General features: G+C 41.7%; 18 protein-coding genes, 1 pseudogene, 1 CRISPR repeat array and 1 riboswitch. Of the genes and pseudogenes, 12 read left to right on the top strand and 7 right to left on the bottom strand.

The features are described 5' to 3' along the window. Positions 1–105: 105 nt before the first annotated feature. Positions 106–205: riboswitch (TPP riboswitch) on the bottom strand. A 225-nt stretch (positions 206–430) separates the two neighbouring features. After that, positions 431–1,786, bottom strand: coding sequence for a hypothetical protein (locus tag AB4140_RS16535; RefSeq protein WP_372001792.1), 1,356 nt, complete (start codon positions 1,784–1,786; stop codon positions 431–433). Positions 1,787–2,046: 260 nt separating this feature from the next. On the opposite strand from AB4140_RS16535, the gene AB4140_RS16530 reads away from it, so the two are divergent. The 3 genes from AB4140_RS16530 to AB4140_RS16520 all read left to right on the top strand — a co-directional run bounded on the left by AB4140_RS16530 (position 2,047) and on the right by AB4140_RS16520 (position 4,101). Then, entirely contained in the window at positions 2,047–2,727 is a 681-nt protein-coding gene (locus AB4140_RS16530; protein ID WP_102475510.1) for a hemolysin III family protein, read from the top strand. Between the two features lie 202 nt (positions 2,728–2,929). Next, the gene (locus AB4140_RS16525; RefSeq protein ID WP_102437176.1) at positions 2,930–3,274 is read left to right on the top strand and encodes an MGMT family protein; all 345 of its coding nucleotides are present in this window, start codon (positions 2,930–2,932) and stop codon (positions 3,272–3,274) included. A gap of 23 nt (positions 3,275–3,297) precedes the next feature. Beyond that, positions 3,298–4,101 carry a DUF3108 domain-containing protein gene (locus AB4140_RS16520; protein ID WP_241901099.1) on the top strand — a complete coding sequence of 268 codons (804 nt, stop codon included), beginning with the start codon at positions 3,298–3,300 and terminating at the stop codon, positions 4,099–4,101. On the opposite strand, the gene AB4140_RS16515 is transcribed toward AB4140_RS16520, so the two are convergent. Continuing rightward, on the bottom strand, positions 4,084–4,863 hold the full coding sequence (locus AB4140_RS16515) for a class II glutamine amidotransferase (RefSeq protein ID WP_102437174.1): 780 nt from the start codon (positions 4,861–4,863) through the stop codon (positions 4,084–4,086). The two genes, AB4140_RS16520 and AB4140_RS16515, sit on opposite strands and share 18 nt — an antisense overlap. Positions 4,864–5,103: 240 nt before the next feature. Here AB4140_RS16515 and fadE point away from each other — a divergent pair, with 240 nt between their 5' ends. After that, a complete protein-coding gene (gene fadE, locus AB4140_RS16510) occupies positions 5,104–7,551 on the top strand; it encodes an acyl-CoA dehydrogenase FadE (protein WP_372001789.1) in 2,448 nt (815 codons plus the stop codon). A gap of 122 nt (positions 7,552–7,673) precedes the next feature. On the opposite strand, the gene AB4140_RS16505 is transcribed toward fadE, so the two are convergent. From AB4140_RS16505 to dapA, 5 genes are all read right to left on the bottom strand, one after another. Then, positions 7,674–8,009, bottom strand: a complete 336-nt coding sequence (locus AB4140_RS16505) for a Fis family transcriptional regulator (RefSeq protein WP_102437170.1) — start codon at positions 8,007–8,009, stop codon at positions 7,674–7,676. 166 nt (positions 8,010–8,175) lie between these two features. Continuing rightward, positions 8,176–11,268: an efflux RND transporter permease subunit gene (locus AB4140_RS16500; protein WP_102520607.1), complete on the bottom strand. Its 3,093-nt coding sequence runs from the start codon at positions 11,266–11,268 to the stop codon at positions 8,176–8,178. Beyond that, positions 11,265–12,347: an efflux RND transporter periplasmic adaptor subunit gene (locus tag AB4140_RS16495; protein ID WP_102475507.1), complete on the bottom strand. Its 1,083-nt coding sequence runs from the start codon at positions 12,345–12,347 to the stop codon at positions 11,265–11,267. The genes AB4140_RS16500 and AB4140_RS16495 overlap by 4 nt, the downstream gene beginning before the upstream one ends. Before the next feature lie 312 nt (positions 12,348–12,659). Then, entirely contained in the window at positions 12,660–13,760 is a 1,101-nt protein-coding gene (gene bamC / locus AB4140_RS16490; protein ID WP_102437164.1) for an outer membrane protein assembly factor BamC, read from the bottom strand. Then, complete coding sequence (gene dapA, locus AB4140_RS16485; protein ID WP_102437162.1) at positions 13,761–14,648, bottom strand: 4-hydroxy-tetrahydrodipicolinate synthase; 888 nt, start codon at positions 14,646–14,648, stop codon at positions 13,761–13,763. A 353-nt stretch (positions 14,649–15,001) separates the two neighbouring features. Between dapA and AB4140_RS16480 the strand changes: the two genes are divergently transcribed. The 8 genes and pseudogenes from AB4140_RS16480 to AB4140_RS16445 all read left to right on the top strand — a co-directional run bounded on the left by AB4140_RS16480 (position 15,002) and on the right by AB4140_RS16445 (position 23,740). Then, positions 15,002–15,529: a glycine cleavage system protein R gene (locus AB4140_RS16480; RefSeq protein WP_102437160.1), complete on the top strand. Its 528-nt coding sequence runs from the start codon at positions 15,002–15,004 to the stop codon at positions 15,527–15,529. Positions 15,530–15,550: 21 nt separating this feature from the next. Continuing rightward, a pseudogene (bcp, locus tag AB4140_RS16475) lies at positions 15,551–15,886 on the top strand (thioredoxin-dependent thiol peroxidase); the annotation flags it as partial. Between the two features lie 90 nt (positions 15,887–15,976). Next, positions 15,977–17,374 carry a tyrosine-type recombinase/integrase gene (locus AB4140_RS16470; protein ID WP_372001786.1) on the top strand — a complete coding sequence of 466 codons (1,398 nt, stop codon included), beginning with the start codon at positions 15,977–15,979 and terminating at the stop codon, positions 17,372–17,374. Between the two features lies 1 nt (position 17,375). Further along, complete coding sequence (locus AB4140_RS16465; RefSeq protein ID WP_372001784.1) at positions 17,376–19,733, top strand: hypothetical protein; 2,358 nt, start codon at positions 17,376–17,378, stop codon at positions 19,731–19,733. A 13-nt stretch (positions 19,734–19,746) separates the two neighbouring features. After that, positions 19,747–21,948: a hypothetical protein gene (locus tag AB4140_RS16460; RefSeq protein ID WP_372001782.1), complete on the top strand. Its 2,202-nt coding sequence runs from the start codon at positions 19,747–19,749 to the stop codon at positions 21,946–21,948. Then, positions 21,948–22,433 carry a hypothetical protein gene (locus AB4140_RS16455; RefSeq protein WP_372001780.1) on the top strand — a complete coding sequence of 162 codons (486 nt, stop codon included), beginning with the start codon at positions 21,948–21,950 and terminating at the stop codon, positions 22,431–22,433. The genes AB4140_RS16460 and AB4140_RS16455 overlap by 1 nt, the downstream gene beginning before the upstream one ends. A gap of 146 nt (positions 22,434–22,579) precedes the next feature. Then, positions 22,580–23,044 carry a thioredoxin-dependent thiol peroxidase gene (gene bcp, locus AB4140_RS16450; protein ID WP_372001779.1) on the top strand — a complete coding sequence of 155 codons (465 nt, stop codon included), beginning with the start codon at positions 22,580–22,582 and terminating at the stop codon, positions 23,042–23,044. A 39-nt stretch (positions 23,045–23,083) separates the two neighbouring features. Next, positions 23,084–23,740 (top strand): recombinase family protein, encoded by a 657-nt coding sequence (locus AB4140_RS16445; RefSeq protein ID WP_372001777.1) that lies wholly within the window; start codon positions 23,084–23,086, stop codon positions 23,738–23,740. 146 nt (positions 23,741–23,886) lie between these two features. Then, a CRISPR array of direct repeats spans positions 23,887–24,514; the repeat unit is 28 nt; unit sequence TTTCTAAGCTGCCTGTGCGGCAGTGAAC.

Raw genomic sequence — 24,514 nt, 5'->3', positions numbered from 1 at the left:
TAACTCTGCTTTAATTAATTCTATCTTTTATTTTGCACTAATATTTATGATCTAGCCACGCAGCCATTCACTATAAAATTGCTGCTGACTGTAGGGTAAAAATAAGCAAATTAACTGCTTGTTTCCTTCGCAGGTTCTAGCCTGATCAGGTTCAACGGATCCCGAATAAACGGTCTCAGCCATAAAGGCACTCCGACAAGATGGCTGCAGTATAGTCAGCTTATTTAATAAAATACAAGTCTTTGACAATTTTCGAATTGGAATATGAGTTAAATTATTTCACTAGTTAAAATACTGTTATATATGGATTTAATTTACAACCAAGCGATTAAGACCCAATTAACACAGAAATAATTTGATAAATAAATTTGATAAATATTATTCATTTTTGATGTTGTTGAAATAAATCTTTTGTGAAAGTCTGATCAGTTCAAGGTAATTTAAGTTTCGATAAGCGTTGTTGAATGGCGTTATCTAGTGCTTTTTTTGTTTTGCCTCCTTCACATGGGTGTCCTAAATCTAAGCCTTCGGCATAAGGGTTAATTTGGGTTGGTAATGCCACCAATCGATGGCAAGTTTCACCAATCTTAACAATTCTATTTGGATCTAAACGATGATTGAGGGTAGTTGGTTGGCGCTTATCTTCTATTACTATTAACTCTATATCATCCATTTCAGGGGTTAACTCACTGGTGCTGGCACCACTAACAGAAGTCGCTAAATGGGCTTGCTGACTTATTTGCTGATTAACTTGTTGTTGATTGAGTTTATTTATAAAGGAATGGCTAGCTTGATTGATGGCCGATAAATTGTCGCTTGTTATGGTATTGGCCTCTGAGATGGTTTCATTAAACAATTGTGGCTTAAATAGATGTTCGTTACTGCTATCTTTTTGCTGCTGCAGATACATGCTATCAACTGAAGACCAATCGAACTGGTGCGTTTCGGCTTGCACTGCTTCTGCTATTGGCAATTTTTCAATTATGGGCTTGTAGTCAATGGGCTTTTGGTTAACAGCTTTTTGGTCAATATCTTTTTGGTCAATAGGCTTTGGGGAAATTGCCTTTTGATTGACAGTATCTTTTGGGCTAGTTGCAACTGCAGGCGCTATTGAGCTTGTATCGACAACCTTATTAGTACTTTGTTTGTTCGATATAGTTTGATCGATTATTTCTTCATTGGTAATGACTTCACTGACGACCTCTTCAATCAAGGCTTGTTCACTTGGCAGGGTCTTAGCTAGCTGGGTAATTTGCTCAGCCGTTAAAAAGTAGGCTTTTATTTCTTGGTTGTTACTTTCAAATGTCGCAGCTTTAACGGCTTGTTCACGGCTGATCTCGACAAAATGGCTAATGGTGTTATCAGCTAAGGAAAATAGCATAAACACCAGCACAACATGTAGCCCTGCTACAATAATGCTCGATGGTGATGTCAGTATCTTTTTAAACTCGTTATCAGAATTTTGTTTTAAAAAGCGACCTTGATTATTTTGATTGTCGATCAGCCCACAGATCAGCGGTAATGTTTGGGCTTTAATTACATCAGTGCTCATTATTTCAGTGCTAGTTACTTCAGTGCTAGTTGCATTCACCGTTTGTAACATCACAACATGATCACAGAAATCTATCACTTCAACCGCAGATTCTTGGCGGCTTGCATTTATGTAAAGCTGTCCATGTGAAACTTGTGTGCCATTTAAGCCTGTCGAATTTCCACTAGCACCCGGTTCAAAATTAGTGTTTGCTGCCAATCCTTGTGTTAAATGTTTATCACCACCTTGGTTCATTACTCGCGCCTCCTGTCGCTTTTGAATCACTGGATATAAATCGTGCTAGATCAGACTTCAACCACAAGCTGACCATAAACTAGATGATAAAAAAGCCATTAAGTTCATTTAATTTATGTCGATGACACACGACTCCCCACAAAATCAGACAGTTATCATAGCGTCAAACTTAAGCTTACACGTGTACGCTAAAGTCATGGCCTATTATGAATATTGCTGGTAGACTCAATGTAAATTGCTTAACAAGGTTGTATGCAACTATGTCACTTGAGTTAGATGCTAATCAAACATTAGCACCAACACCTACATCAAAGTCAGACTATGGTGTGATTGAGGAATTAGCTAACAGTATCACCCATGGTATAGGGGTACTTGCGGGTATCGCCGCGCTAATTGCAATGCTAATAAAAGCGAATGGCCAACTTAATATCGCTGACACTATCGGGATCACTGTGTATGGATTAAGTATTATTATGCTTTTTCTGGCCTCAACCTTATACCATTCCAGTAAAAGCCCCTTATGGCGTAAACGCTTTAAAATGGCTGATCACTGTGCAATCTATTTGCTTATTGCTGGTACATACACACCTTTAATGTCAATTAGCCTTCAAAATGATAGTGCTACGCTAATACTAACTGCAATATGGTTATTAGCCTTAGGCGGTATTATTTTTAAAACCTTATTTATTGGCCGCTTCAAAGGGCTAAGTGTTATTTTGTATCTTGTTATGGGCTGGCTTTGTGTCACCATCATGGGAGATTTAATCAAAGGCATGTCAGATTTAGGCTTTAACCTATTACTTGCAGGTGGGGCTTTTTATAGCATCGGGGTTATTTTTTATGTCAATAAGCGTATTCCTTATAATCATGCTATTTGGCATTTATTTGTACTTGCAGGCGCCTTGTCTCATTTCTTGTGTATTTATTTAACAGTCATATAAACCTGCTTTATATCCACAGTATTAACCCTGTCAGTATTTCGTCTCACTGTTATAAACTCACTCAAAAAGTATCGCTCATCAACCATGAGCGATAACCAACACTCATAAGCTGGCTATTGAATACTTACTATTGTCTACTTAACTCGCAACACCAAAGCGGGTTACAATAAATTATCATCCCATACCTGATCAAAAGCCATCAATGGAAAACCTTAGCCCAAAGCAAAGAATTTGGTTTATTGTAAATATGATCCCCACAGGTCATGTTTTAGCTTATGGTAAAGTGGCTGACTTAGCTGGGCTACCAGGTAGAGCCAGGTATGTGTCTAAAGCACTCAAAGACGCCCCCGATAACCTAAACTTACCTTGGTATAGAGTGATTAACAGCCAAGGAAAAATTTCTTTTAAAGTCAATTCTATTCATTTCCAAAATCAGCAACAGCGACTAAGATCAGATGGAGTAGAAGTGAACCAAGGCAAGGTTTCATTGTCAAAATATGAATGGCGCCCTGACATTGCAACCCTTGTCATGTCGTTACCTTTTTAAATATTGCATGGGTAGGTATTACTTTGATTAGAAAATTCACCGCTTTATTAGCCAATATTATTGTCATTACATTGTCTCAGGCCCCTAATGCTGTCGCTTCTGATGACAAGGAAAACCTCGAGTACCTCAAAGCATTAACCCCTCACTCTGCTGAATATCGGGTGTTCTATGGCAGTATCGAACTCGGTAAAGCTCGCTACCAGTTGCCTGAAAGTGATAATGGCTACTATAACTATCGCTTTGATAGCGATATCAGCTTATTAATGCTATCGGATGTGCGTAACCTTAATAGTGAGTTCAAACTCGAAGATGGCAAGGTTAAGCCCATCCGCTATATGAGTAAACGTAGCGGCACCGGATCTGACTACACAGAGCAAACCGCCTTTGCTGCTGGACAAGGCGTTATCCACACCATATATAAAGACGAAAGAGAGAAATTACCCTTTGCCGAGGATATCTACGATCCCTTGGTATCTCAATTAATATTTAGAATGGATATGTACCGCCAACCCGAATTGCTTAAATACAAAATGGTCAAAGAAAAAGAGTTTGATGATTATGAATTTAAAATTGTCGGCAAAGAACAAGTGATATTAGACAGTGGCACTTATCAAACCGTAAAAATAGAAGTGGTACGAAAAAGTAAAAAGCGCCAAACCTTTTTTTGGATGGCGCCAGAATTAAACTACTTACCCGTGCGTTTAAGTCATTTTTCTAAAGGTAGTAAGCAGCTTGATATTCAGTTAGATAATTATCAAATTCAGCAAGCAATAGAATCCGATACAGCTGTTACTAAAGCAAACGCTGGATTAACTGTTAATCAGTAATTCGCCTTGCCTAAATAACTTCCATTCGCCAGGCTGTAAAATATGCCACTGTTCGTTTTTTGTCAGCGGACGAGTAGCAATCACAGTAACGACATCATTGGGTGTCGTTTCTTTATTAAAATCAATAACCACATCAGTATCGATTAATTTGGCTTTGCCAAAAGGCGCACGGCGGGTAATGAAGCACAAATTATTAGTGCAATAACTCATTAAATCGACACCATCACTTAGGATCATATTAAAAACACCTAAAGCTCGAATGTCATCAGCCAGCGTTGCTACAAATTCAAACACCTGTTTCATGTCATCGGGTGGCGTATGACCAAACTCACCTAACACCTGTTCCATAATCCAGCAAAATGCCAGCTCACTGTCGGTGTCCCCAACAGGCTGAAAATGATTTACTTGAAACTTATTTTGGTAGTCTGATAACTGTCCATTATGGGCATAAGTCCAATATCGGCCCCATAACTCGCGGGTGAAAGGATGGGTATTTTCCAGCGCAACACAGCCACGGTTTGCTTGACGAATATGACTGACGACAATCTCACTTTTGATTGGATAAGATTTAATGAGCTGAGCGACATGGGATTCACTGCTAGGACGAGCATCTTTAAAGGTGCGGCTGCCCTTGCCTTCATAAAAAGTGATCCCCCAACCATCAACATGTGGCCCAGTAACACCACCTCTTTCAGCTAAGCCTGTGAAACTAAATACAATATCCGTTGGGACATTAGCGCTCATCGCTAGTAACTCACACATGAAACACGCCTTAAAAATATAATTAACTCAAAATATTATGTAATTTATATTGTACCTAGTGCAGAAAAAAATTGGCATTTTTATTAAACAAAATATTTTAAACAATTGTTTGAAATAACTTGTAATCAGCACCAGTTAGGTTTAATTTTATGTGATACAGGTCAGACCACGGTCAGTTCTGTGAATAGGATCATTAATTTGTAGGTGTTTAAATATTAAACACTTTTAAGGAGAAAGACAGTGGAGACACTTATTTGGATCATCGCCATGATCGCGGTACTCGGCGCAGCAACTTACTTGCGGGTGTCGTTATTAACAGCAACAATTGCAGCAGCAGTTGTAATGTTAATTGGTAGTGTATTAGATATTGTTGGCAGTCTAGCTTGGGTTGTCTATATAGTTTTAGCATTACCTTTAAATGTTAAATCATTTCGTCAGAATTTCATCTCACGTCCACTGCTTAAAGTATATCAAGGCATCATGCCTGAAATGTCTACCACTGAAAAAGAAGCCATTGAAGCAGGTACAACCTGGTGGGAAGCTGACTTATTCGCTGGTAACCCTAACTGGAATAAATTACATAACTACCCTAAAGCGCGTTTAACTGCTGAAGAGCAAGCGTTTTTAGATGGCCCAGTTGAAACTGTGTGTAAAATGGTTAACCAACATCAGGTTTCACATGAGCTAGCTGACCTTCCACAAGAAGTTTGGCAATACTTAAAAGACGAAGGCTTCTTCGCCATGATCATCAAAAAGAAATACGGTGGTCTTGAATACTCAGCTTATGCTCAGTCACGTGTATTGCAAAAATTAGCTGGCGTGAGTAGTGAACTTGCATCAACGGTTGGGGTACCAAACTCTCTAGGCCCTGGTGAGTTACTGCAACACTATGGTACGACTGAACAACAAGATCATTATTTACCGCGTTTAGCTAAAGGTCTTGAAGTGCCTTGTTTTGCACTTACTAGCCCAGAAGCTGGTAGTGATGCTGGCGCGATCCCTGATTTTGGTATCGTCTGTAAAGGTGAATGGGAAGGCGAAGAAGTGTTAGGTATGAAACTAACATGGAACAAACGCTACATTACCTTAGCACCAGTGGCGACAGTATTAGGTTTGGCATTTAAATTACGCGACCCTGACAGCTTATTAGGTGATACCGAAGATTTAGGTATTACTTGTGCCCTTATCCCTACTGATATTCAAGGGGTTGAAACCGGTCGTCGTCACTTCCCATTGAACTGTATGTTCCAAAATGGTCCAACTCGTGGCAACGAAGTATTCGTGCCACTGAGCTTTATCATTGGTGGCCCTGAAATGGCCGGTCAAGGCTGGCGCATGCTAGTTGAATGTCTCTCTGTAGGCCGTGGTATTACCCTGCCGTCAAACTCTGCTGGTGGCGTTAAAACAGCTGCATTAGCTACAGGTGCTTACGCTCGAATTCGTCGTCAGTTCAAACTACCTATCGGTAAATTAGAAGGTATTGAAGAGCCAATGGCACGTATTGGCGGTAATGCTTACTTGATGGATGCTGTAAGTTCATTAACTACTGTGGGGATTGGTCTAGGTGAAAAGCCATCAGTTATCTCTGCCATCGTTAAATTCCATTTAACCGATAGAATGCAAAAGTGTGTTATCGACGCCATGGATATTCACGGCGGTAAAGGTGTATGTCTAGGTCCAAATAACTATTTGGGTCGTGGTTATCAAGCAGCGCCGATTGCAATTACCGTTGAAGGTGCCAACATTTTAACCCGTTCTATGATTATTTATGGACAAGGCGCTATTCGCTGTCATCCATATGTATTAGCTGAAATGGAATCTGCTTTTGATACCACATCGGGTCAAGGCTTAAGTAACTTCGATGCTGCCATCTTCGGTCATATTGGCTTTGCGATGTCTAATTTTGTAAGAAGTTTCTGGATGGGCGTTACTTCTAGCCGCTTCACCAAATCACCTTATAATGATAAAACGAAACGTTATTATCAGCAGATGAATCGTTTCAGTGCTAACTTAGCCCTGCTTTCGGATTTAGCGATGGCAACACTTGGCGGTAACCTTAAGCGTAAAGAACGTATTTCAGCACGCTTAGGTGATTTATTAAGTCAGCTATATTTAGCGTCTGCAACGCTTAAGCGTTATGAAGATGATGGTCGTTTAACTGAAGATTTACCGTTAGTTCAATGGGCTGTAGAAGATTCACTACATAAACTACAAACATCTTTAGATGACTTACTGGATAACTTCCCTATGGGTCTTGGCATTGCACTTCGCGCTGTTATCTTCCCATTTGGTCGCCCACTAAAACGTCCTAGCGATGTATTAGACCATAAAGTGTCTAAAATTATGCAAACGCCATGTGCCAGTCGTGACCGTTTAGGCCAAGGCCAATTCTGGACAGCTTCAGAGCACAATGCGGTAGGTATTCAAGAGCAAACTTTATTAGATATTTTAGCTTCAGAGCCTTTATACGACAAAGTCTGTAAAGCTGCCGGTAAACGCCTACCATTTATGTGGTTAGATAAAGTCGCTGCACAAGGTAAAGCCTTAGGTGTGTTAAGTGATACTGAAGTGGCCTTACTTGAAAGAGCTGAAATTGGTCGTATGAAGTCAATCAATGTTGATGACTTTGACCCTGAAGAGCTTGAAGCAAAGGTTGTTAGTGAAGCCAAGCAAATTAAAGCGGCTTAACTCACTTTTTAAAGCTAACTAAAAATACCAAAAGGGAAAGCATTGCTTTCCCTTTTTTATTTGCTGTAAACCCAAGTTAAGCTGCGCTAATTACCCTAGTGTTAAGCAAAAATAATAATGACTTAAGTTAAACGCTTTGCCCAATTACCCTCATGTTGACTATCACATGCCGCTTCACTGTCTAATACAATCTGCCCAGCAGTTATCTCCACAGAAACAGCCTGTAAATAATGGCTTATCATCTGCACAATAAACGCATCTTGCTTGGCTAATTTGACCTTGGTTATTTGCGCCTCATTACTAAATACACAAATCACTTTTAACGATTTAGGAAAAGCGGTGTAGTTTACCGAATGCGTGAGCCATTGAAAGCCCTCACACTCTGACATTAATAAATCACACACCAGTGTTAACTGCTGACGAATTTGGTTATCACGTTTCTTGTCGGATTTTTTCATCGTTAACCTTCGATTAGCTGTGAATTATAGGGTTGTCACTGAGTTGTCACTGAGTTGTCACTATACAGACATAAAAAAGCCAGTTGTGACTATTCACAACTGGCTTTTTGAAGTGCTTAAGTCAACATAGCGTTTATAACAGCTAATTCACTTAAGCAGATTGTCACTAAGTCGTTAACTCTTGTTCTAGTTGCTTGGCAATCGCTTCAGGCGAGCTACTGTTTCGGGCAAAGATACTGTAAGCCACCGGGATCACTAACAAGGTGAAGAAGGTTGCTAACAAAATACCTGATAACACTACCACGCCAATCACAAAACGTGTTTCAGAGCCCGCACCACTTGATAGCACCAATGGAATAGCACCAGCTGCAGTGGTAATACCGGTCATGAGGATCGGTCTTAAACGTTGGGATGAGGCTTGAATGACTGCTTGTTCAAACTCAATGCCTTTGTCACGCAATTGGTTGGCAAATTCAACAATCAAAATACCATTTTTAGCCGCTAGCCCCACCAGCATAATAATACCAATTTGACTGTAAATATTGATACTTTGTCCGGTAAACCATAGGCCAATTAATGCGCCTAGCGTAGCCAGAGGTACTGTAAGCATAATCACCATAGGATGCACATAACTTTCAAATTGCGCCGCCAATACTAAGAACACAATACCTAACGCTAGGATAAACACAAAGTACATGGAGTTGCCTGAACTTTGATAATCCAGCGATTGCCCTTTATAACTAATCACCGCTTCAGCAGGCAAATAGGTATAGGATAAATCATTAAGATAATCTAACGCTTCACCTAGACTATAGCCATCAGCCAAGTTTGCTTCGATAGTGATCGCCCGCATGCGGTTATAGCGATTTAAAGAGCTGGCATCAGCATACTCTTCTACAGTGACAATATTCGATAGTGGCACTAACTCGCCGGTTCGATCAGATCTCACGTAGATATTTTCTAAATCCGTAGCAGTATTTTGATTTTCACGATTACCTTCAATGATCACATCATATTCTTCCCCTTCTCGCATGAAGGTCGTCACTAAACGTGAGCCCAGCATCGATTCTAAGGTTCTGCCCACATGTGATATTGACACCCCTAAATCAGCAGCCCTGTCTTTATCAATTGACACTCTAAGTTGAGGTTTGGTTTCTTTATAATCATGATCAAGCCCGGTTAACATCGGATTTTCTTTAGCTTTTTCCATGATGATGTCTCGCCATAAAGCTAACTCTTCATAACTTGGACCACCTAATACAAACTGCACAGGCTTACCGACACCACGGCCAAAGGCTTGACGCATAATGGGAAATGCCCTGACCCCTGCTAAGTCCGAAATTCGAGCACGAATATCAGTAATAATTTCACTGGCAGGACGTCGCTCGGCCCAATCTTCTAAAACGATAATCGCCATGCCGTTTGAAAAGTTTGCTGAGCGACCAAAACCACGAGGAGCGCGGATCAATAAGCGTTTCACATCACCCGATTCAACTAATGGCATTAAACGGCCTTCAATTTCATCCATGTACTTTTCAATGTACTCAAAGCTTGCTCCTTCAGGGCCATTAACCACCAAAAACATTGAGCCTCTATCTTCGCGAGGGGCAAATTCCTGAGGTACTTGTTTAAGCAAGTAGCCACTTAACGCAAAAGCCACCACGACAATTACGCCGATAAGATAGGGCTTTTTAATCGCACTCACCAAATGCGATTGATAAATAGCAGATAACTTATCCATCACGTCATCGACTTTACGTACTAACCAAGTGCTTTCACCGGCGGGTTTAAGCAACTTAGAGCACATCATTGGGCTTAGAGTTAATGCGACTAAGCTTGAGAAAATCACTGCGGCGCTCATGGTAACTGCAAACTCTTTAAACAGCTTACCTAAATCACCTTCTAAAAACGTGATCGGCATAAACACGGCAATTAATACCAATGTTGTCGCAACTACCGCAAAAGCAACTTCACGGCCACCTAAATAGGCCGCTTTAAGCGGTGAGTCACCTTGCTCAATACGGCGATGAATATTTTCTAACATCACAATGGCATCATCAACCACCATACCAATGGCAAGGATCATCGCCAGCAAAGTCAGTAAGTTAATGGTATAACCTAATGAATATAAAACAATAAAAGTCCCCATTAACGACACTGGAACAGTCAACGCTGGAATTAACATCGCGCGCACACTGCCTAGGAACAGATAAATCACCACTATCACTAATAGCATCGCGATAAATAAGGTTTGGTACACCTCTTTAATTGACGCTTCAATGAATACTGAGCTGTCGTATGAGCGCTTAATCTCCATTCCTGCTGGTAATGTCGGATTAATAACATCGACTAACGCATTGGCAGCACGGGCGACTTCTAAGGTGTTTGAGGTTGATTGTTTAGATACCCCTAAGCCAATCATTGATTCAGTATTACCGCGGAACATTATCCGCTCTTCTTCTGAGCCAATTTGCACTTTAGCCACATCACCAAGCTTCACTAAATAGCCATCATCACCTTGGGTAATAACAAGGCTGGCAAAGTCTTCAGCGGTTCTAAAGCTTCTATCAACCCTGACAGTAAAATGGCGCTCTTTTGACTCAATAGAACCCGCCGGAAGCTCAACGTTTTCTGAGCGCAGCGCAGATTCCACATCCGCTACGGTCAGTTTACGCGCTGCTAAAGCTTGTCTGTCTATCCACACTCGCATGGCATAAACTTTACCGCCACCTAAACGGATGTTGGCAACACCGTCGACAACTGAAAATCGATCGACTAAATAGCGTCGGGCATAGTCTGTTAGCTGTAATGTGTTCATTTGATCAGACACTAAGTTAAGCCACATGATCACTTCATCACCACCATTGGACTTTTCTACTTCTGGTGGGTCTGCCTCTTCTGGTAAGTTATCCAGTAACCCTGAAATTCTATCTCGAACATCATTGGTCGCCGCTTCAATATCACGGTTGATATTAAACTCTAAGGTAATAGAAGAGCGTCCATCACGGCTACTTGAGGTAATTTGTTTGATCCCTTCAACGCCGCTAATTCTGTCTTCAATTAATTGGGTAATGCGACTTTCAACCACTGAAGCACTCGCGCCGCGATAATTGGTATCAATCGATACTACCGGTGGATCAATGTTGGGGTATTCTCTAAGAGGTAACTTATCAAATGACACCATGCCAAGAATAATAATTAAAATACTAATAACAGAAGCAAATACCGGCCTCTTTACGGAAATGTCAGTGAGGATCATGCCGCATTCTCCACATCAGCGACATTGGCAAAGTTAAACGCTTCTGCAGCCTGAGTGGTGACTTCATCTCCCGGTCTTACTTTTAATAACCCGCGGATAATGACCGATTGACCAATTCCGACACCATCAAGAATTTCAACCCAACCTCGATTACGAATGCCTATTGTGACTTCTTTTCGCTCGACAATATTCTCTTCGTTAACTGTGTATACATAGTGTTTTGATTGAATAGGAATGATGGCAGACTCTGGTAATAATAAGGTTTCACGATTTTGTTTAATCAGTTTAACTTTCATCAACATGCCGGGTAATAACGCTGCATCGTCATTGGCAATAATAGCGCGAACTACCACAGCACGTGTTGTTGGGTTTACCCTTGTATCAATAGATGTGACCACACCTTTAAATATACGATCTGGATAAGCAATCGCTTTCGCTTCAACGGTTTTACCTAATTTGAGTTGTTGGATAAAACGCTCTGGCACTGAGAAATCAAGTTTAATTTTACTGACATCATCTAAGGTCGATATTTGGGTACCTGGTGACACTAAACTGCCGACACTGACAAGCTTTAGTCCCAAGCGACCACTAAATGGTGCATGAATGGCGCGATCACCCAAAGCAGCTTTAGCTTGCTCAAGCTCAGCGCGGGTCGTATCGATTAAGGTTTGTAATCTATCTCGCTCAAGTTCTGCTACCGTTTTACTGGTAACCAAACTACGAATTCTGTCGAGTTCACGTAAATTATCGCTGACTTTAAACTCAGCGGCTTTAACTTTGGCTAGCTGCTCGCGGTTACGTAATTGAACCAGCAAATCGCCTTTTTTAACCACATCTCCATCGTTAAATTTAATGTCTGCGATTTTCTCAGTGATTTTTGGTGTAATAGTAATAGACTCAAACGCTTTGTTGGTTCCTATTGCCTCAACCTCATCTCTTACTGGCAACATCGCCACTTTAGCAACAACAACGTTTGGGATAGGTTTAGCACGCACCTTGGCCTCTTCAGTAGGCTTCATAGATTGGTATGTAAACCAGCCTATCAGTAACGCAACGAGGAGAATTATTATTTTTTTCATCGGGATTCCATTCATCAAACTCAAAAACGATATGTTATGGGATTTAGCCAACCGCTAGTGTACTCAGCATCATACTGGTATCAAGGTGTTTTACCTTTTCTTACAATTAACACACCTAGGAAACATTTGCGGAATATACGGGATCGGGGTTAACTAAGATCAATCTTAGCTTTTTAATTGGTAAACAATCGATATAGAAGGTTAAATGACTATTTTTACTGTTTTTAAAGCATAAAAAAAGAGACAGTAAATACTGTCTCTTTTTTTTGATAGCCTAAAATACGAACAATTAGGTAATGTTAATTTAACGCATTATCGTACTTTACGATCTTCTTTCATTGCTTCGCTGACTACGCGATAGATTTCAGTAATCGTTTCATTTTCTAATGGCTCACCTGCGGCATCTTTAATAAAGATTTCAGTTTGATCTTTATCATCAGTTTCAACAAGCTCAATTCGATAGTTACCTTTTTCAAGTGATAACTTATCTTCGCCCCATAATGAACTCCAGAACCCGCCAGTTTCTTCCAAGACAATATAATACAAACCTTTGGCGCTGTTCATATCAACAATATCGAAACCTAGCTCAGGCAATACAATACGTAATCGATCCCAGGTTTTATTGAAATCAACTTCTGAAATGTAATAAGCGCCAGTGGTTTCTGTTTCAGCCACTAGATCAACGTTAATACCTTTACTTTGTTGAATACGGTCAGCTTTAATTTGCTTGTCACGTTTTAAGCTGATGTAAGCAATAGTGTTATTGAGCATATCAACGGTGTAACGGCGTTTATCTTCTGCCGTTAATAGCACTTGCTGATCATCACCATTGTAGCTTTCTTCATGCTCAATGAGATCAATACCCATGCTGCCTGAGCGACCATGAGGACTCACATCGACCTCATAACGGTAACGTTGACGCAGTAAATACACTTTGTCTTCACCGAACCAGCTTGTTTCTATGACGTCTTGCGTGTCTATCCAACCTGTTTCGATAAAACCTTCGTCATAATTTTCGTTTTCGATAGGTACTTCATGTTTTGCTAAGAAACCATGTAAATTATCAAAAACTTCTTGTTTTAGATCTTTTGTGGTCGTAATTGATTCGACAATAATTTTAATATTGTCACTGCCTTCTTCAATACGCGTACCTTCAGACATAGGCAAGACCAGTAAAGGAGGACGAATATCCAGACGTTTTCCAACTAAGTCTTTATCAACTTTGTTACCCACTTTAGGAATGTCGTATTCACGGCCATAAGTTGGCTCAGTCAAGCCTTCTGGAATAACTAATAGTGGGACTTCTTTGGCGTTAACATATTCATCATTGCCATTGGCAACGCGACGATCTGTCGGTGAACTACAAGCAGAAACTGCTGCTATAAGTAAAATTGGAGTGACTTGCTTCAACATTTATTGTGTTACCTCTATCTCGGCTTGTTTCATCGCTTCTAACAACTGACCATGAAACTGCTCAGAAAGTTCAGTTAAAGGTAAACGAATATGTCCTTGGCTAATTAAACCCATTTGATGCGCAGCCCATTTAACAGGGATTGGGTTAGCTTCGCAGAATAAATGCTCATATAAACCTTTCAGTGGTAGGTTTAGTTTTTCGGATAAAGCATGGTCACCTGCTAATGCTGCATCACACAGTTGTTTAAATGCTTTTGGAACAATATTATTAGCAACCGAAATAACACCATCACCGCCAAGTAATAAAAAGTCTCTCGCAGTGGCATCATCGCCGCTATAAAGTTTGAAATCCTGACCGCAAAGCTCGCGTAATCGAGCAACACGGGTTAAATCGCCAGTGGCTTCTTTAACACCGATAATATTTTCCACCGCTACTAATTCAGCCACGGTTTCAGGCAACATATCCACTGAAGTACGTCCAGGGACGTTATAAAGAATTTGAGGGATATCAGTACTTGCTGCAACAGCTTTATAATGTGCAATTAAGCCCTTAGGTGAAGGCTTATTGTAATAAGGCGTGACCCCAAGCATGGCAACAATGCCAGAATCAGCCATTGATTGGGTAAGTTCTATCGCTTCGGCAGTGGCGTTAGCGCCATTACCACCAATGACGGGTATACGACCTGCGGCAAATTTAACAGTTTGCGACACAACTTGTGCATGTTCTTTAATGGGTAAAGTAGCAGACTCACCTGTTGTACCGACTGCAACGATCGCATCAGTCCCCTGCTCTATATGAAACTCTACCAGTCTTTCAAGACTTTTATAATCTACTGTGCCATCACTATTCATAGGAGTGATTAAGGCAACGATGCTTCCGTTTATCATCTAAATTCCCCAAGGTTTCAGGATTCGCTATGTTACTGATGCCTACAACTAATGACAAGCATTAACGGGGGCTCTCAAATGCATTTTTACTAAAGCACAAATTTACATCGTCAGATGATTGTTTAATGGCTAAGCATATTTTTTATATCATGACGTTAGGTACTTTATTTCATTGAAATCAATCTTACACCTAAGTTGTTATGCCAAGAAGTAAATTTTTAATATGAATTAACTTTCATAGTGACATACTTATGTGGTTTTACATTAGTTATGGTAGCATTAGTGCCCGCAAAAAAACTTTGCGTTAGCTCGCTAGTTTACGCTCCATGATATCGAAAAAGTGAGGAAAATCCATGACCAACTATCTGGTCGTTACTGCTATGGGTGCTGATCGCCCTGGTTTAGTAAGTCGTCTAGCCCGTTTAGCAAGTGAATGTGACTGTGACATCGTCGATAGCCGTATGGCACTTTTTGGTAATGAATTTACCTTAATTATGATGATTTCAGGCTCTTGGGCAGCAATAACAAAGATAGAAACCCAGTTACCCAGCTTAAGTGTACAGCTTGAATTACTCATGGTAATGAAACGTACTTCCAAGCATACACCACAAAATTACGTGTCGCGTATCGAGGTCAATGTTAACGGTCAAGATCAACGTGGCACCATGAAGCGAATAACCGAATTCTTAGCGGATCGTTCCCTTGATCTTGCTGCGGTGCGCTCTCACGCTGACGACGATAATTTAACGCAGCATATTTTATTTACTATCAATGTGCCGGAAAAAATTGATCTTATAAAGCTTGAAAAAAGTATTCATGAACTGGCAAAAGAACTATCACTTGAGTGCTCTATCAATCATATGCAAAACAGTGACAAATAGAATATAAAATAAGGACATAAAATGAATACCTTAACCCTTGGTGATTTAGCACCACAATTTACCCTACAAAATCAATTTGACCAATCAGTCTCTCTCACTGAAGCTTTAAAAACCGGCCCTGTGTTAGTTTATTTTTACCCTAAAGCATCAACACCTGGTTGCACAGTGCAAGCTCAAGGCTTGCGTGATAGCAAAGACCAGTTAGCAAATCATAATGTCACAGTATTGGGTTTAAGCCCTGACCCAGTTGCTAAACTGCTTAAGTTCAATGACAAGCAAGAGTTAAACTTTGCCTTACTCAGTGATGAAGATCATGCCGTTGCTGATGCCTTTGGCGTGTGGGGCGAGAAGCAATTCACCCCTAGAAATTTTTTATGACAAAAACCCTTGACAATTTTTTATGACAATCTACCTTTGATATGTGGGTAACATATTGAGGGTTGTTTTGTGATAGAAAAACATGACGAAAATGATGTTTATGATGACTACCGATTGCTCTCCATAGAGGTAGATACATTAGCTAAATTGAGAATCTCACAGGTCATCGATACTGACTCTGGAGAAGTGACACACTCACCCTACCTTTCCCCATCCAAATTACAGTCTCGCATAAAGAAGACCGATATTATCGTTGCACCAGATGGACGTGTTGTTTATCCACAATCTCTTTATCTTGTGTCAAAACTCAGCGGTAAAGGAAAAATTCAAGACACCAAATCAATAGCAAAAGGCTTATTGGCCTTTACTCGATATTTAGACTCTACTCACTACCCTCAAGTTGATGATGAAGGGAATGTGATACCACCTCAATACCTAACCTATAAAACACTCACGAAACATGAAGAAGAAGGCGCACCTTGGCAATTTGCAGAACACCTTTTAGCAAACTGTCGATCTCGGAAGGAGGCAACTGGTGACGAAGCGTACTCGCTTAACTCAGCAAGAAGCTATATGGGTGCTGTTATTGGGTTTTATAAGTGGATGCAGAGACACGGTTACCTCAAAAATGATGATGAACACGTCGTAACACACTTCACCGAGGTTGAGGTTAACCTTGGGGGCACCAACCAGCATGACATGCTTGCCCATACTAAGTCTGGCGCAAACCGGGGCTATGAGACATCAAACATCATGAAGATGTTCCCAAAAATCGATAAAACGCCTGCTCATCAAAAATTGAAGCCTATGACGTTCGAGCATAAAGAACTGTTCTATAAACACATTCATACATTGCCAAAAGCTGCTTTCCTGATACTAAGACTATGTGAAGAGGCAGGACTTAGGATTGATGAAGCGACTCACTTTCCTGCTCGTGGTATTGGTGATAAGGATTTTAGTGGATTAGATGTCGTGCCATTGAACATTACACATACCAAGGGCAGTAAGCAGCGCACGATTGAAATCCCTATCGCACTGTATGAGGAATTAGAGGAATTCAAGGAATGTAGTCAGCGACAAAAGAACCTAACTCGCCGAAAGGGTCTTATTAATTCCAAAGAAGAACTGGATACCACTGAGTACCTTTTTCTTTCCGATAAAGGTCGGCCTTACAAAGTAAACACTCTAGAGGCACATTTCAGCGAACTGCGACAACGCATCCGGACTATAGAACCTGACTGGTATTACCGAATCCATGACCTTCGCTCAACTTATGCCACGCATTGGCTTTGGTGTGAGTCTAGGCAGCGGCAGGTTGCCTATGTGTACCTTATGGATGAGTTAGCCTCGCTAATGGGACATGAAAGCACCGTAACGACGGAAAAGTACATTGTGTTCATGAATAAGTTTAATGAGCAGTTACGGGTTGCTGAGAGCAAAAACAACAAGATTAACAAGGGATGGTAGCATGGGAAAAAGCCCACTCGCGAAGAACTCAAAACCGGTTAACCACGTCAGAAACAATAAGAATGTGGTTCCGTTGCACCTTACCATTCCCTGCAAGAAAAGCAACAGCAGGAAGGCAACCGAGTTTGATATATCACTCCTGTTACACCTTGGCGCAGACAGTAATAATGTCAAAATAAACAGCCGTACCCCTTTTTTAAGCAGCTTTTGTAAAAAAACCAACCAGTATGTTGATTATGGCAGGTCGGCAGCAACCGTCTCGTCCTTATACGATGCATTAAGAGCCTTCATTGTCTTTAGTGACGCTGTAAACGTTGACCCCTTTTCTGAAGCTGGCTATTTAAAATACACAGGAAACGATGGTGAGTTACGACATCGCATTAAAATGTATAACCCATCAAAAAAATTATGGGCAATGAGTGACGGTGATGAATTAGGTATCAAGGAGAATACCGCAGGTACTATTACTTCATATCTTCGCACCGCCCTTTCATGGTGTGGATTACCCGCTGACACATGGGTAACCCATCACAGAGGGTTTACTGGCGAATGTAAACCATATAAGGGGTACTCTGACGCTGAAGAAGAGGTGCTTGTTGCTCGGTTGAGTGAGCTATTTTTCACCCTAGCCCCACAGCTCATTGCGGCAAAAAAACAAAACCTTGTCCTGCCTATCGAGCTGCCAGTCGTTATTGACTTAGGTGGCCACCAAGAAATCATTTCAATTAAAACGTCTCTCAAAGCCCAAACCCATGGGAAGAGTAAAACGGGCACATCCGTAAAATCTGCCGCTGCGTTTAACATGGCGATGGGGGCGGCTTATCACTTAATGTGCTTTTTTACCTCATTAAACGATGGCGACGTACAAAGCATCGCTCATCCAATCACGATTCATACTGATGAGCGGGATAAAAGCTTACAAGTGGTTAAGATATCGAGCTTTAAGGCACGCGCAAATAAAGAGGTAGACGCTGTACTTACCAGCCAGAGCTTCGATGTTGATAAACGCGATGGAGTGAAATTTATTAAAACCCTTGAAACACTTTCAGCACTCTACGGCGGTGGCGAAAAAGGCTCAGAGTTACTGTTTACGCTGAATAACCAAGGGGAGAAAAGTAGCACGTTCTATTTGATGGAAATAAATAAGCACCTGGTGGTAGAGTTAAGCCTACTCTCACCCACTCGTGCATCTTGCCTGCCATGGTTTAAGGAACTGTTTTACAGCTATCGAAACCAGCATATTATCGAGTTAAAAAAACAGACGAATACACTTGGCCGAACTGTCGTAAGTAAAGTAACTCGCCCTTGCTCAAAAGTGGCAGCCACTCAAGGCGCAACAAATAGCGCTTACTGCATCTTATCGTGTTACACAGACTTACCCCTCAAGGGCATCTTACTGCCGCTGACTTATTCGGATAAAGACGCTGAGGGCAACATCAGTGTGTCGTTCAAATACCGCAATCGCGAGAGCCATCACTTCTCTGTTCCTGCTGCTGACAAGGCGTTAATCGAAGATATAGAACAATTCGCCACAGAGTTAGCCGATAAACAAGCCTCTAAAAACTATGAGCGGTTGCTGCTCAAACGAGGTCATCACCATGAAGCCCCTAGAGACTGGGATGGAATAAGCCCTTTCAGCTCTAGTCTAATGAGCAGATGGTCAATTGAACCCAACGAATACTTCATATCGCTTCAATCAAGCCGCTGGCGAGAAATGACCAGTAACCAAGTGTACTCCGTAAGTGGCGCTGGCGGTGTTCAAAGTCTCCTGCAAAACCTTCTTCAAACCATTGATAAGCACTATGCCAATGGCGACCCAAGACTCAACAAAATCATCATCTCACAAGCTCTACAAGTGATGGAGCTATTGGATGAAGACACGGGTTTAGAACAAGCAAAAGAGATTGTTGCAGCCAAACTTGGTATCACAATGCTGACGCATGATGAATGGAAAAAGAAGCAAGAGGAAGAAAGGGCAAAAACCAATCCCAATGGCATTCATTGCAATGGGCAACAAAGCATTGCAGGTGGAAAAAACACCCAGCGTGAAACCAATAACGCCATGGCGCTACAACTACATTGTGCTGAATACGACATGTGCCATAAATGCCAATCAGCCAAAGCCGTTGATGAGACTCAATCCATCTATAAACTTATCTCTTTTATTGATGTGCTGAAAGAGGCAGTAAACCTGTACCCTAACGCGCAACAGGAAGTCCATGAAAGAATCGCCGCTTTTGAGGTTACTCTCGATAGTGCCAGCAAGGATGTGCACGACAATGCGATTGCATTATTTAACAAAAACGGGCGTCACCCTCGGGTATCTATGGATCACGCCATTTTAGCCCTACACCGTTAATTGGGAGCCAATCATGATAAAGCTACCTAAGTACAATATTGGCCAACAAGATGCCCTGTTAAGCGCACAAAATCACGTTGGAAGCTACACTAATTACCTGAAGGATGTGTTAGAGCCTGCTATTAAATCGGGCGAGTGGGATGACTTTGAGGCGCTAGATATTGGTTTTGGCGTCACTGGTGAGTCACTGGGTAAAATTGGAGACAACAACGCTTGGCGTCAGCTCCAACCGTTCTTTGAGCCTAATGCTACCAAAACGGATACTCTAGATTTCTTTCTAGACGGAAAGGTGATGGAGCGCAACCTGACAAACCAATTGAGAGCACTGGCTTTGAGTATGATGTGGCTCTCGCCCAAAGATTATTCATTTGGGAGCATTGTGGGTACTATCACTGGGTTAAAGAAAGTCGCCACCGCACTACTAAATGAAGGCCACAATAGCTTTGAGTTATTAAGTTTTGAGCAGTTAGAGACTTGGGCATTAGGTGATGTTACCGATTTGGACTTCGAACGAGAACAAACCTATATACCACTCAACAAACTGTTCACAGAGGCAACACGACTACCGTTCAAGGTTAACCTTACCAAAGCGTTATCTGCCTCGGATTTTGGTTTAACCATTAACGAGCCAGAGCAGTACACGGTTATCCCTCAGCGACTGTACTATTTGGGATTTCAACAATCTGAGGCATTAGTTAACGAGCTGTACCCCATTCGTGACGAACTAAGCAAACTATCTGATTACATAGCTACCTACTCTGATAAAACCTATATAGGATATTCAAACTATATTATTAGCGATGAGGCACTGTTAAAAAATGGCGTGGTGAAGTGGAATTTTAGTACAGAATATAAAGGGTCTAAAGAAAAGAATTTAGCCTTTCAATCAGCTTTTCTCGCGCTCAATAACCCGACACAAGAATCGACCCTCGAACTACTCGACAAACACAAGCCTGAGTTAAATCATCAATACGTCAACAAATTCCACCCTGAGCACACATTGATGGTTGGCAATAGGAAGATAAACGGGCTTAAAAAGGCCCAATCATTATTTAAAGAACTCAATGGTGGCTGCCTCTGGGCCTTAATGTCCCGCACAGGTATGCGATCTGATGAAACCTTTCACCTTCATACCGCAAATGGGTGCACAACAGAAACCATATCAGGGCAAAACATTCACGTTATTCATGCAGACCTCTCTAAAACCACCAAAGGCTCTCAGTCAAAGCAGGATGAGTTTGTCACCACAGAGGTCGGCAAAAAGGCATACGAGTTACTGCAAGCGCTGCATTCGCCACTTAGACAGCGTCACTCCGATAGCCAAGCATTTTTCCACAAGACAAAAGAGGATTGTGGTGCTATCGTCAAAGGTAACCTTACTAGGCATATAGCGAAGTGGTTTGAAGGCGCACTAGGAGAAAAGCTAGCGCTAACCAATGACGATGTCATCGATTTGAAGGTTTCTGACCCCAACCGTTCTTTCAATGTCGGTGATTACTATAAATTCTCAGGACATCAGCTCCGTCGGTCTTTTGCCTACTACCTTATCGGCCTCGAGCTTTGTGCGTACCCCCAGCTCAAGCAGCAGTTCAGTCATATATCGATGGCAATGACACGCCATTATGCTAAGAACGCCAGTAAATTCCAGAAATTCAGAAAGCAAAAACAAAGTTTAGCTCACGCCATTGATGGAGAAAGGATTGATCAAAAAGCGCTGGTGTACCTAAACATTTACAAGAAACTGGCGAACAAAGAACGTGTCGCTGGCGGCAAGGGCAAAGAGTTTGCCAAAAACATGATGAAGGCTGAGCATAACCTATTTAAAGATAAAGTCGATAACGACATGCTCTCGCTCAACTACTGGCAAAAGCAAATCCGAGATCAGAAGCGCCACATCCACGCCGTCGCCCCTGGTGTTTACTGTACTTCAACAGGTTGTAGCCTACGTACACAAGTTAACCTATTAGAATGTGTAGACTGTAAGAACGACTATATTGTCGATGCCGTTTTTGCCGAAGCGAAGCGCAAGGAAGCTGAAATTCATATGCTATGGGACATTGAGAATAATGAATTATCGCCTCAAACAGCGTCAGAAGTGTATATCAAAATCACGGCTGCTGAACGCATTATGAAAGACCTAGATATCAGCTATGAACCCGTTTTAATACCTCAAAAAGTTCAAGACCTGCTGATACCCTGCGGAGTGACAGTGTAATGACACAAGCAACTAAGAATAAGCTCATAAATGCCCTGGAGCGCCTGTTAGAGGGGAAACCAGAAAACCGAGAACTAAGGAAGAAAGCCCGAGAAGGTAAGCTAAAAATCAACAATATTAGCGTTGAGAAAGAAGCGGGGCTTTCTGTTGGGGCACTTCGCAGGCATGAAGATATCCAAATAATGGTGAAGAATAAGTCACTTGAAGCTCGTGTAGCACAAGATGATTTAAGTCACTCACCTGTTGATGTTTTACAGGCTGAAGTGAAACAGCTAAAACACGACAAGACTCAAGCTAATAAGAAAAAAAAGGAGTACCTCGACATCGCTAGAAGCCATGAACAAGCACTAGCCAAACAAGCAGCAAGCCATATAAAAATGGTTCAGGAACTCATGGCGATGCTGCATGAAAGTCAGCGAGAGAGGGCAATGGATAAGGTCATCAAAGCAAGGCCAGATAACCTTATCAAAGGCGATTTTAGATAAAAGCATCCTGTTTAGTGTAATCACTAGACAGGACACTGAATTAACGTTAAAAATGTAAACTCTAACGTAATATAAATGCACTAAATAGGACGTAGTGAACAAAGCAACGCCACATACCATTAATTGAGACAGTAAGGACAAAACCAATGGCAATCGAAGCCGGACAAATCGCACCAGATTTTACTTTAAATGACCAAGACAATAACCCTGTCACGCTCTCTGAGCTGAAAGGAAAGAAGGTCCTGCTCTACTTCTACCCACGCGCATCAACACCGGGCTGCACAGTTCAGGCTCAAGGGTTGCGTGACACTAAAGCTGAGTTAGATGCTCACAACGTGGTTGTTCTTGGTTTAAGCCCTGACACCCCGAAAAAGCTGACGAACTTTATCAACAAGCAAGAGCTGAACTTCACTCTGCTAGCCGATGAAGATCACGAAGTATGTGAAAAATACGGAGTTTGGCAACTCAAAAAATTTATGGGCAAAGAGAATATGGGCGTAGTTAGAACAAGCTTCTTAGTCAATGAGTCTGGCCATATTGAGCATGTATTCAACAAGTTCAAAACAAAAGACCACCATGAAGTTGTATTGGACTACCTAAACAGCAAATAACCGTCCATAAGCAATTAACTCTTCAACTTGGGGGCAGGCATGATTGGCTACATTCGAGTATCAGATCCTCAAAGAGCCGATGGCGAATCACAAAGAGAAGCTATCAAGGCGTATGCCGCTAAACGTGGCATACAAATATCGGATTGGATAGAAGAACATGTGTCTGCCACCAAGACAGCACTTAGTGAGCGGAAGTTATCTTCCCTCATTACCTCTCAACAAAGCATCATTGTATCGGACATCACTCGCCTAGGTCGCCACAAGGTTATGGAGTTGGTCGGTGCTATCGGCCAGATAGCCTCATACGGTGAGCTGCATTTGGCATACAGCGACACCATAATTAACTCTGATAACGTTGATAATGCTGAAATCATTTTTACAGTTATTGGGCAGTCTTTTGCCAGCGCTGTAGAGGCTCAGAAACGCTCTGAACGAGCCAAAGCAGGTCACGCTAAACGAAAGGCCAAAGGGCTATCGTCTGGCCGCCAGAAAGGACAGAAGGTTAAGTCCAGGCTTGATGAACATACGGCGTTTATATTGAACCTCCTCGACACCAAGACCTCCAAAGCTGAAATCCTAAGAAAACTAAACGAACGCGGTGTTTCGATTACTAGAAGTAGATTTTACTCGTGGTTGGAAGACCGTGGACTTCATAATAAGAAGGCTGAATTCCAGGCCGATATGTTCCAAGTATAAAACTAACTAACTTCAAGCCCCCCCGCTAATCACTAACTCGTGTTTGGACAGAAATGGCTTAGAGTATTCACTCCCAGTTGATTGGTCTTGATTAGAAAAAGTATCTCAATCTCCCTAATTCACTCCGCCCCTTTATTACACTACCCTTTCTGAGCTGCCTGTGCGGCAGTGAACACTGATCGGTATATGACTGTTCGTGACATATCTTTCTAAGCTGCCTGTGCGGCAGTGAACATGAGAGTAGTAACTAAAGTTGATTGCTTTATTTTCTAAGCTGCCTGTGCGGCAGTGAACAAAACCACCGTTATCAATTATATCCAGTAGCATTTCTAAGCTGCCTGTGCGGCAGTGAACTGAAGTCTCAATCTTCAAAGCGTCACTTTTACTTTCTAAGCTGCCTGTGCGGCAGTGAACACAGATATAGGCACTGAGCCACCTCGAGGCGATTTCTAAGCTGCCTGTGCGGCAGTGAACCAAATAGGATCTTGTTACGGATCTGGTTCTGTTTTCTAAGCTGCCTGTGCGGCAGTGAACTTACATTGCTCAAAGCGCCTACTAGCCTCTAATTTCTAAGCTGCCTGTGCGGCAGTGAACCAAATAGGATCTTGTTACGGATCTAATCCTGTTTTCTAAGCTGCCTGTGCGGCAGTGAACCTTTTTAGATCGGTAAGGTAAAATAAACTAATTTTCTAAGCTGCCTGTGCGGCAGTGAACTTGTCCTGTGCGCAATTGCATATCTAAATAGATTTCTAAGCTGCCTGTGCGGCAGTGAAC

It is taken from the genome of Shewanella sp. 10N.286.51.B2, from assembly GCF_041469265.1.
Lineage (GTDB): Bacteria > Pseudomonadota > Gammaproteobacteria > Enterobacterales > Shewanellaceae > Shewanella.
The sequence above is the reverse complement of the archived record's forward strand: the minus strand, read 5'-3'. Positions and strand labels throughout refer to the sequence as shown.

What these genes read in the sequence shown, in the direction of transcription:
- AB4140_RS16535 (WP_372001792.1), bottom strand. Translation starts at nt 1,786, where the DNA reads ATGAACCAAGGTGGTGATAAACATTTAACACAAGGATTGGCAGCAAAC.
- AB4140_RS16530 (WP_102475510.1), top strand. Translation starts at nt 2,047, where the DNA reads ATGTCACTTGAGTTAGATGCTAATCAAACATTAGCACCAACACCTACA.
- AB4140_RS16525 (WP_102437176.1), top strand. Translation starts at nt 2,930, where the DNA reads ATGGAAAACCTTAGCCCAAAGCAAAGAATTTGGTTTATTGTAAATATG.
- AB4140_RS16515 (WP_102437174.1), bottom strand. Translation starts at nt 4,863, where the DNA reads ATGTGTGAGTTACTAGCGATGAGCGCTAATGTCCCAACGGATATTGTA.
- AB4140_RS16505 (WP_102437170.1), bottom strand. Translation starts at nt 8,009, where the DNA reads ATGAAAAAATCCGACAAGAAACGTGATAACCAAATTCGTCAGCAGTTA.
- AB4140_RS16500 (WP_102520607.1), bottom strand. Translation starts at nt 11,268, where the DNA reads ATGATCCTCACTGACATTTCCGTAAAGAGGCCGGTATTTGCTTCTGTT.
- AB4140_RS16495 (WP_102475507.1), bottom strand. Translation starts at nt 12,347, where the DNA reads ATGAAAAAAATAATAATTCTCCTCGTTGCGTTACTGATAGGCTGGTTT.
- bamC (WP_102437164.1), bottom strand. Translation starts at nt 13,760, where the DNA reads ATGTTGAAGCAAGTCACTCCAATTTTACTTATAGCAGCAGTTTCTGCT.
- dapA (WP_102437162.1), bottom strand. Translation starts at nt 14,648, where the DNA reads ATGATAAACGGAAGCATCGTTGCCTTAATCACTCCTATGAATAGTGAT.
- AB4140_RS16480 (WP_102437160.1), top strand. Translation starts at nt 15,002, where the DNA reads ATGACCAACTATCTGGTCGTTACTGCTATGGGTGCTGATCGCCCTGGT.
- AB4140_RS16465 (WP_372001784.1), top strand. Translation starts at nt 17,376, where the DNA reads ATGGGAAAAAGCCCACTCGCGAAGAACTCAAAACCGGTTAACCACGTC.
- AB4140_RS16460 (WP_372001782.1), top strand. Translation starts at nt 19,747, where the DNA reads ATGATAAAGCTACCTAAGTACAATATTGGCCAACAAGATGCCCTGTTA.
- AB4140_RS16455 (WP_372001780.1), top strand. Translation starts at nt 21,948, where the DNA reads ATGACACAAGCAACTAAGAATAAGCTCATAAATGCCCTGGAGCGCCTG.
- bcp (WP_372001779.1), top strand. Translation starts at nt 22,580, where the DNA reads ATGGCAATCGAAGCCGGACAAATCGCACCAGATTTTACTTTAAATGAC.
- AB4140_RS16445 (WP_372001777.1), top strand. Translation starts at nt 23,084, where the DNA reads ATGATTGGCTACATTCGAGTATCAGATCCTCAAAGAGCCGATGGCGAA.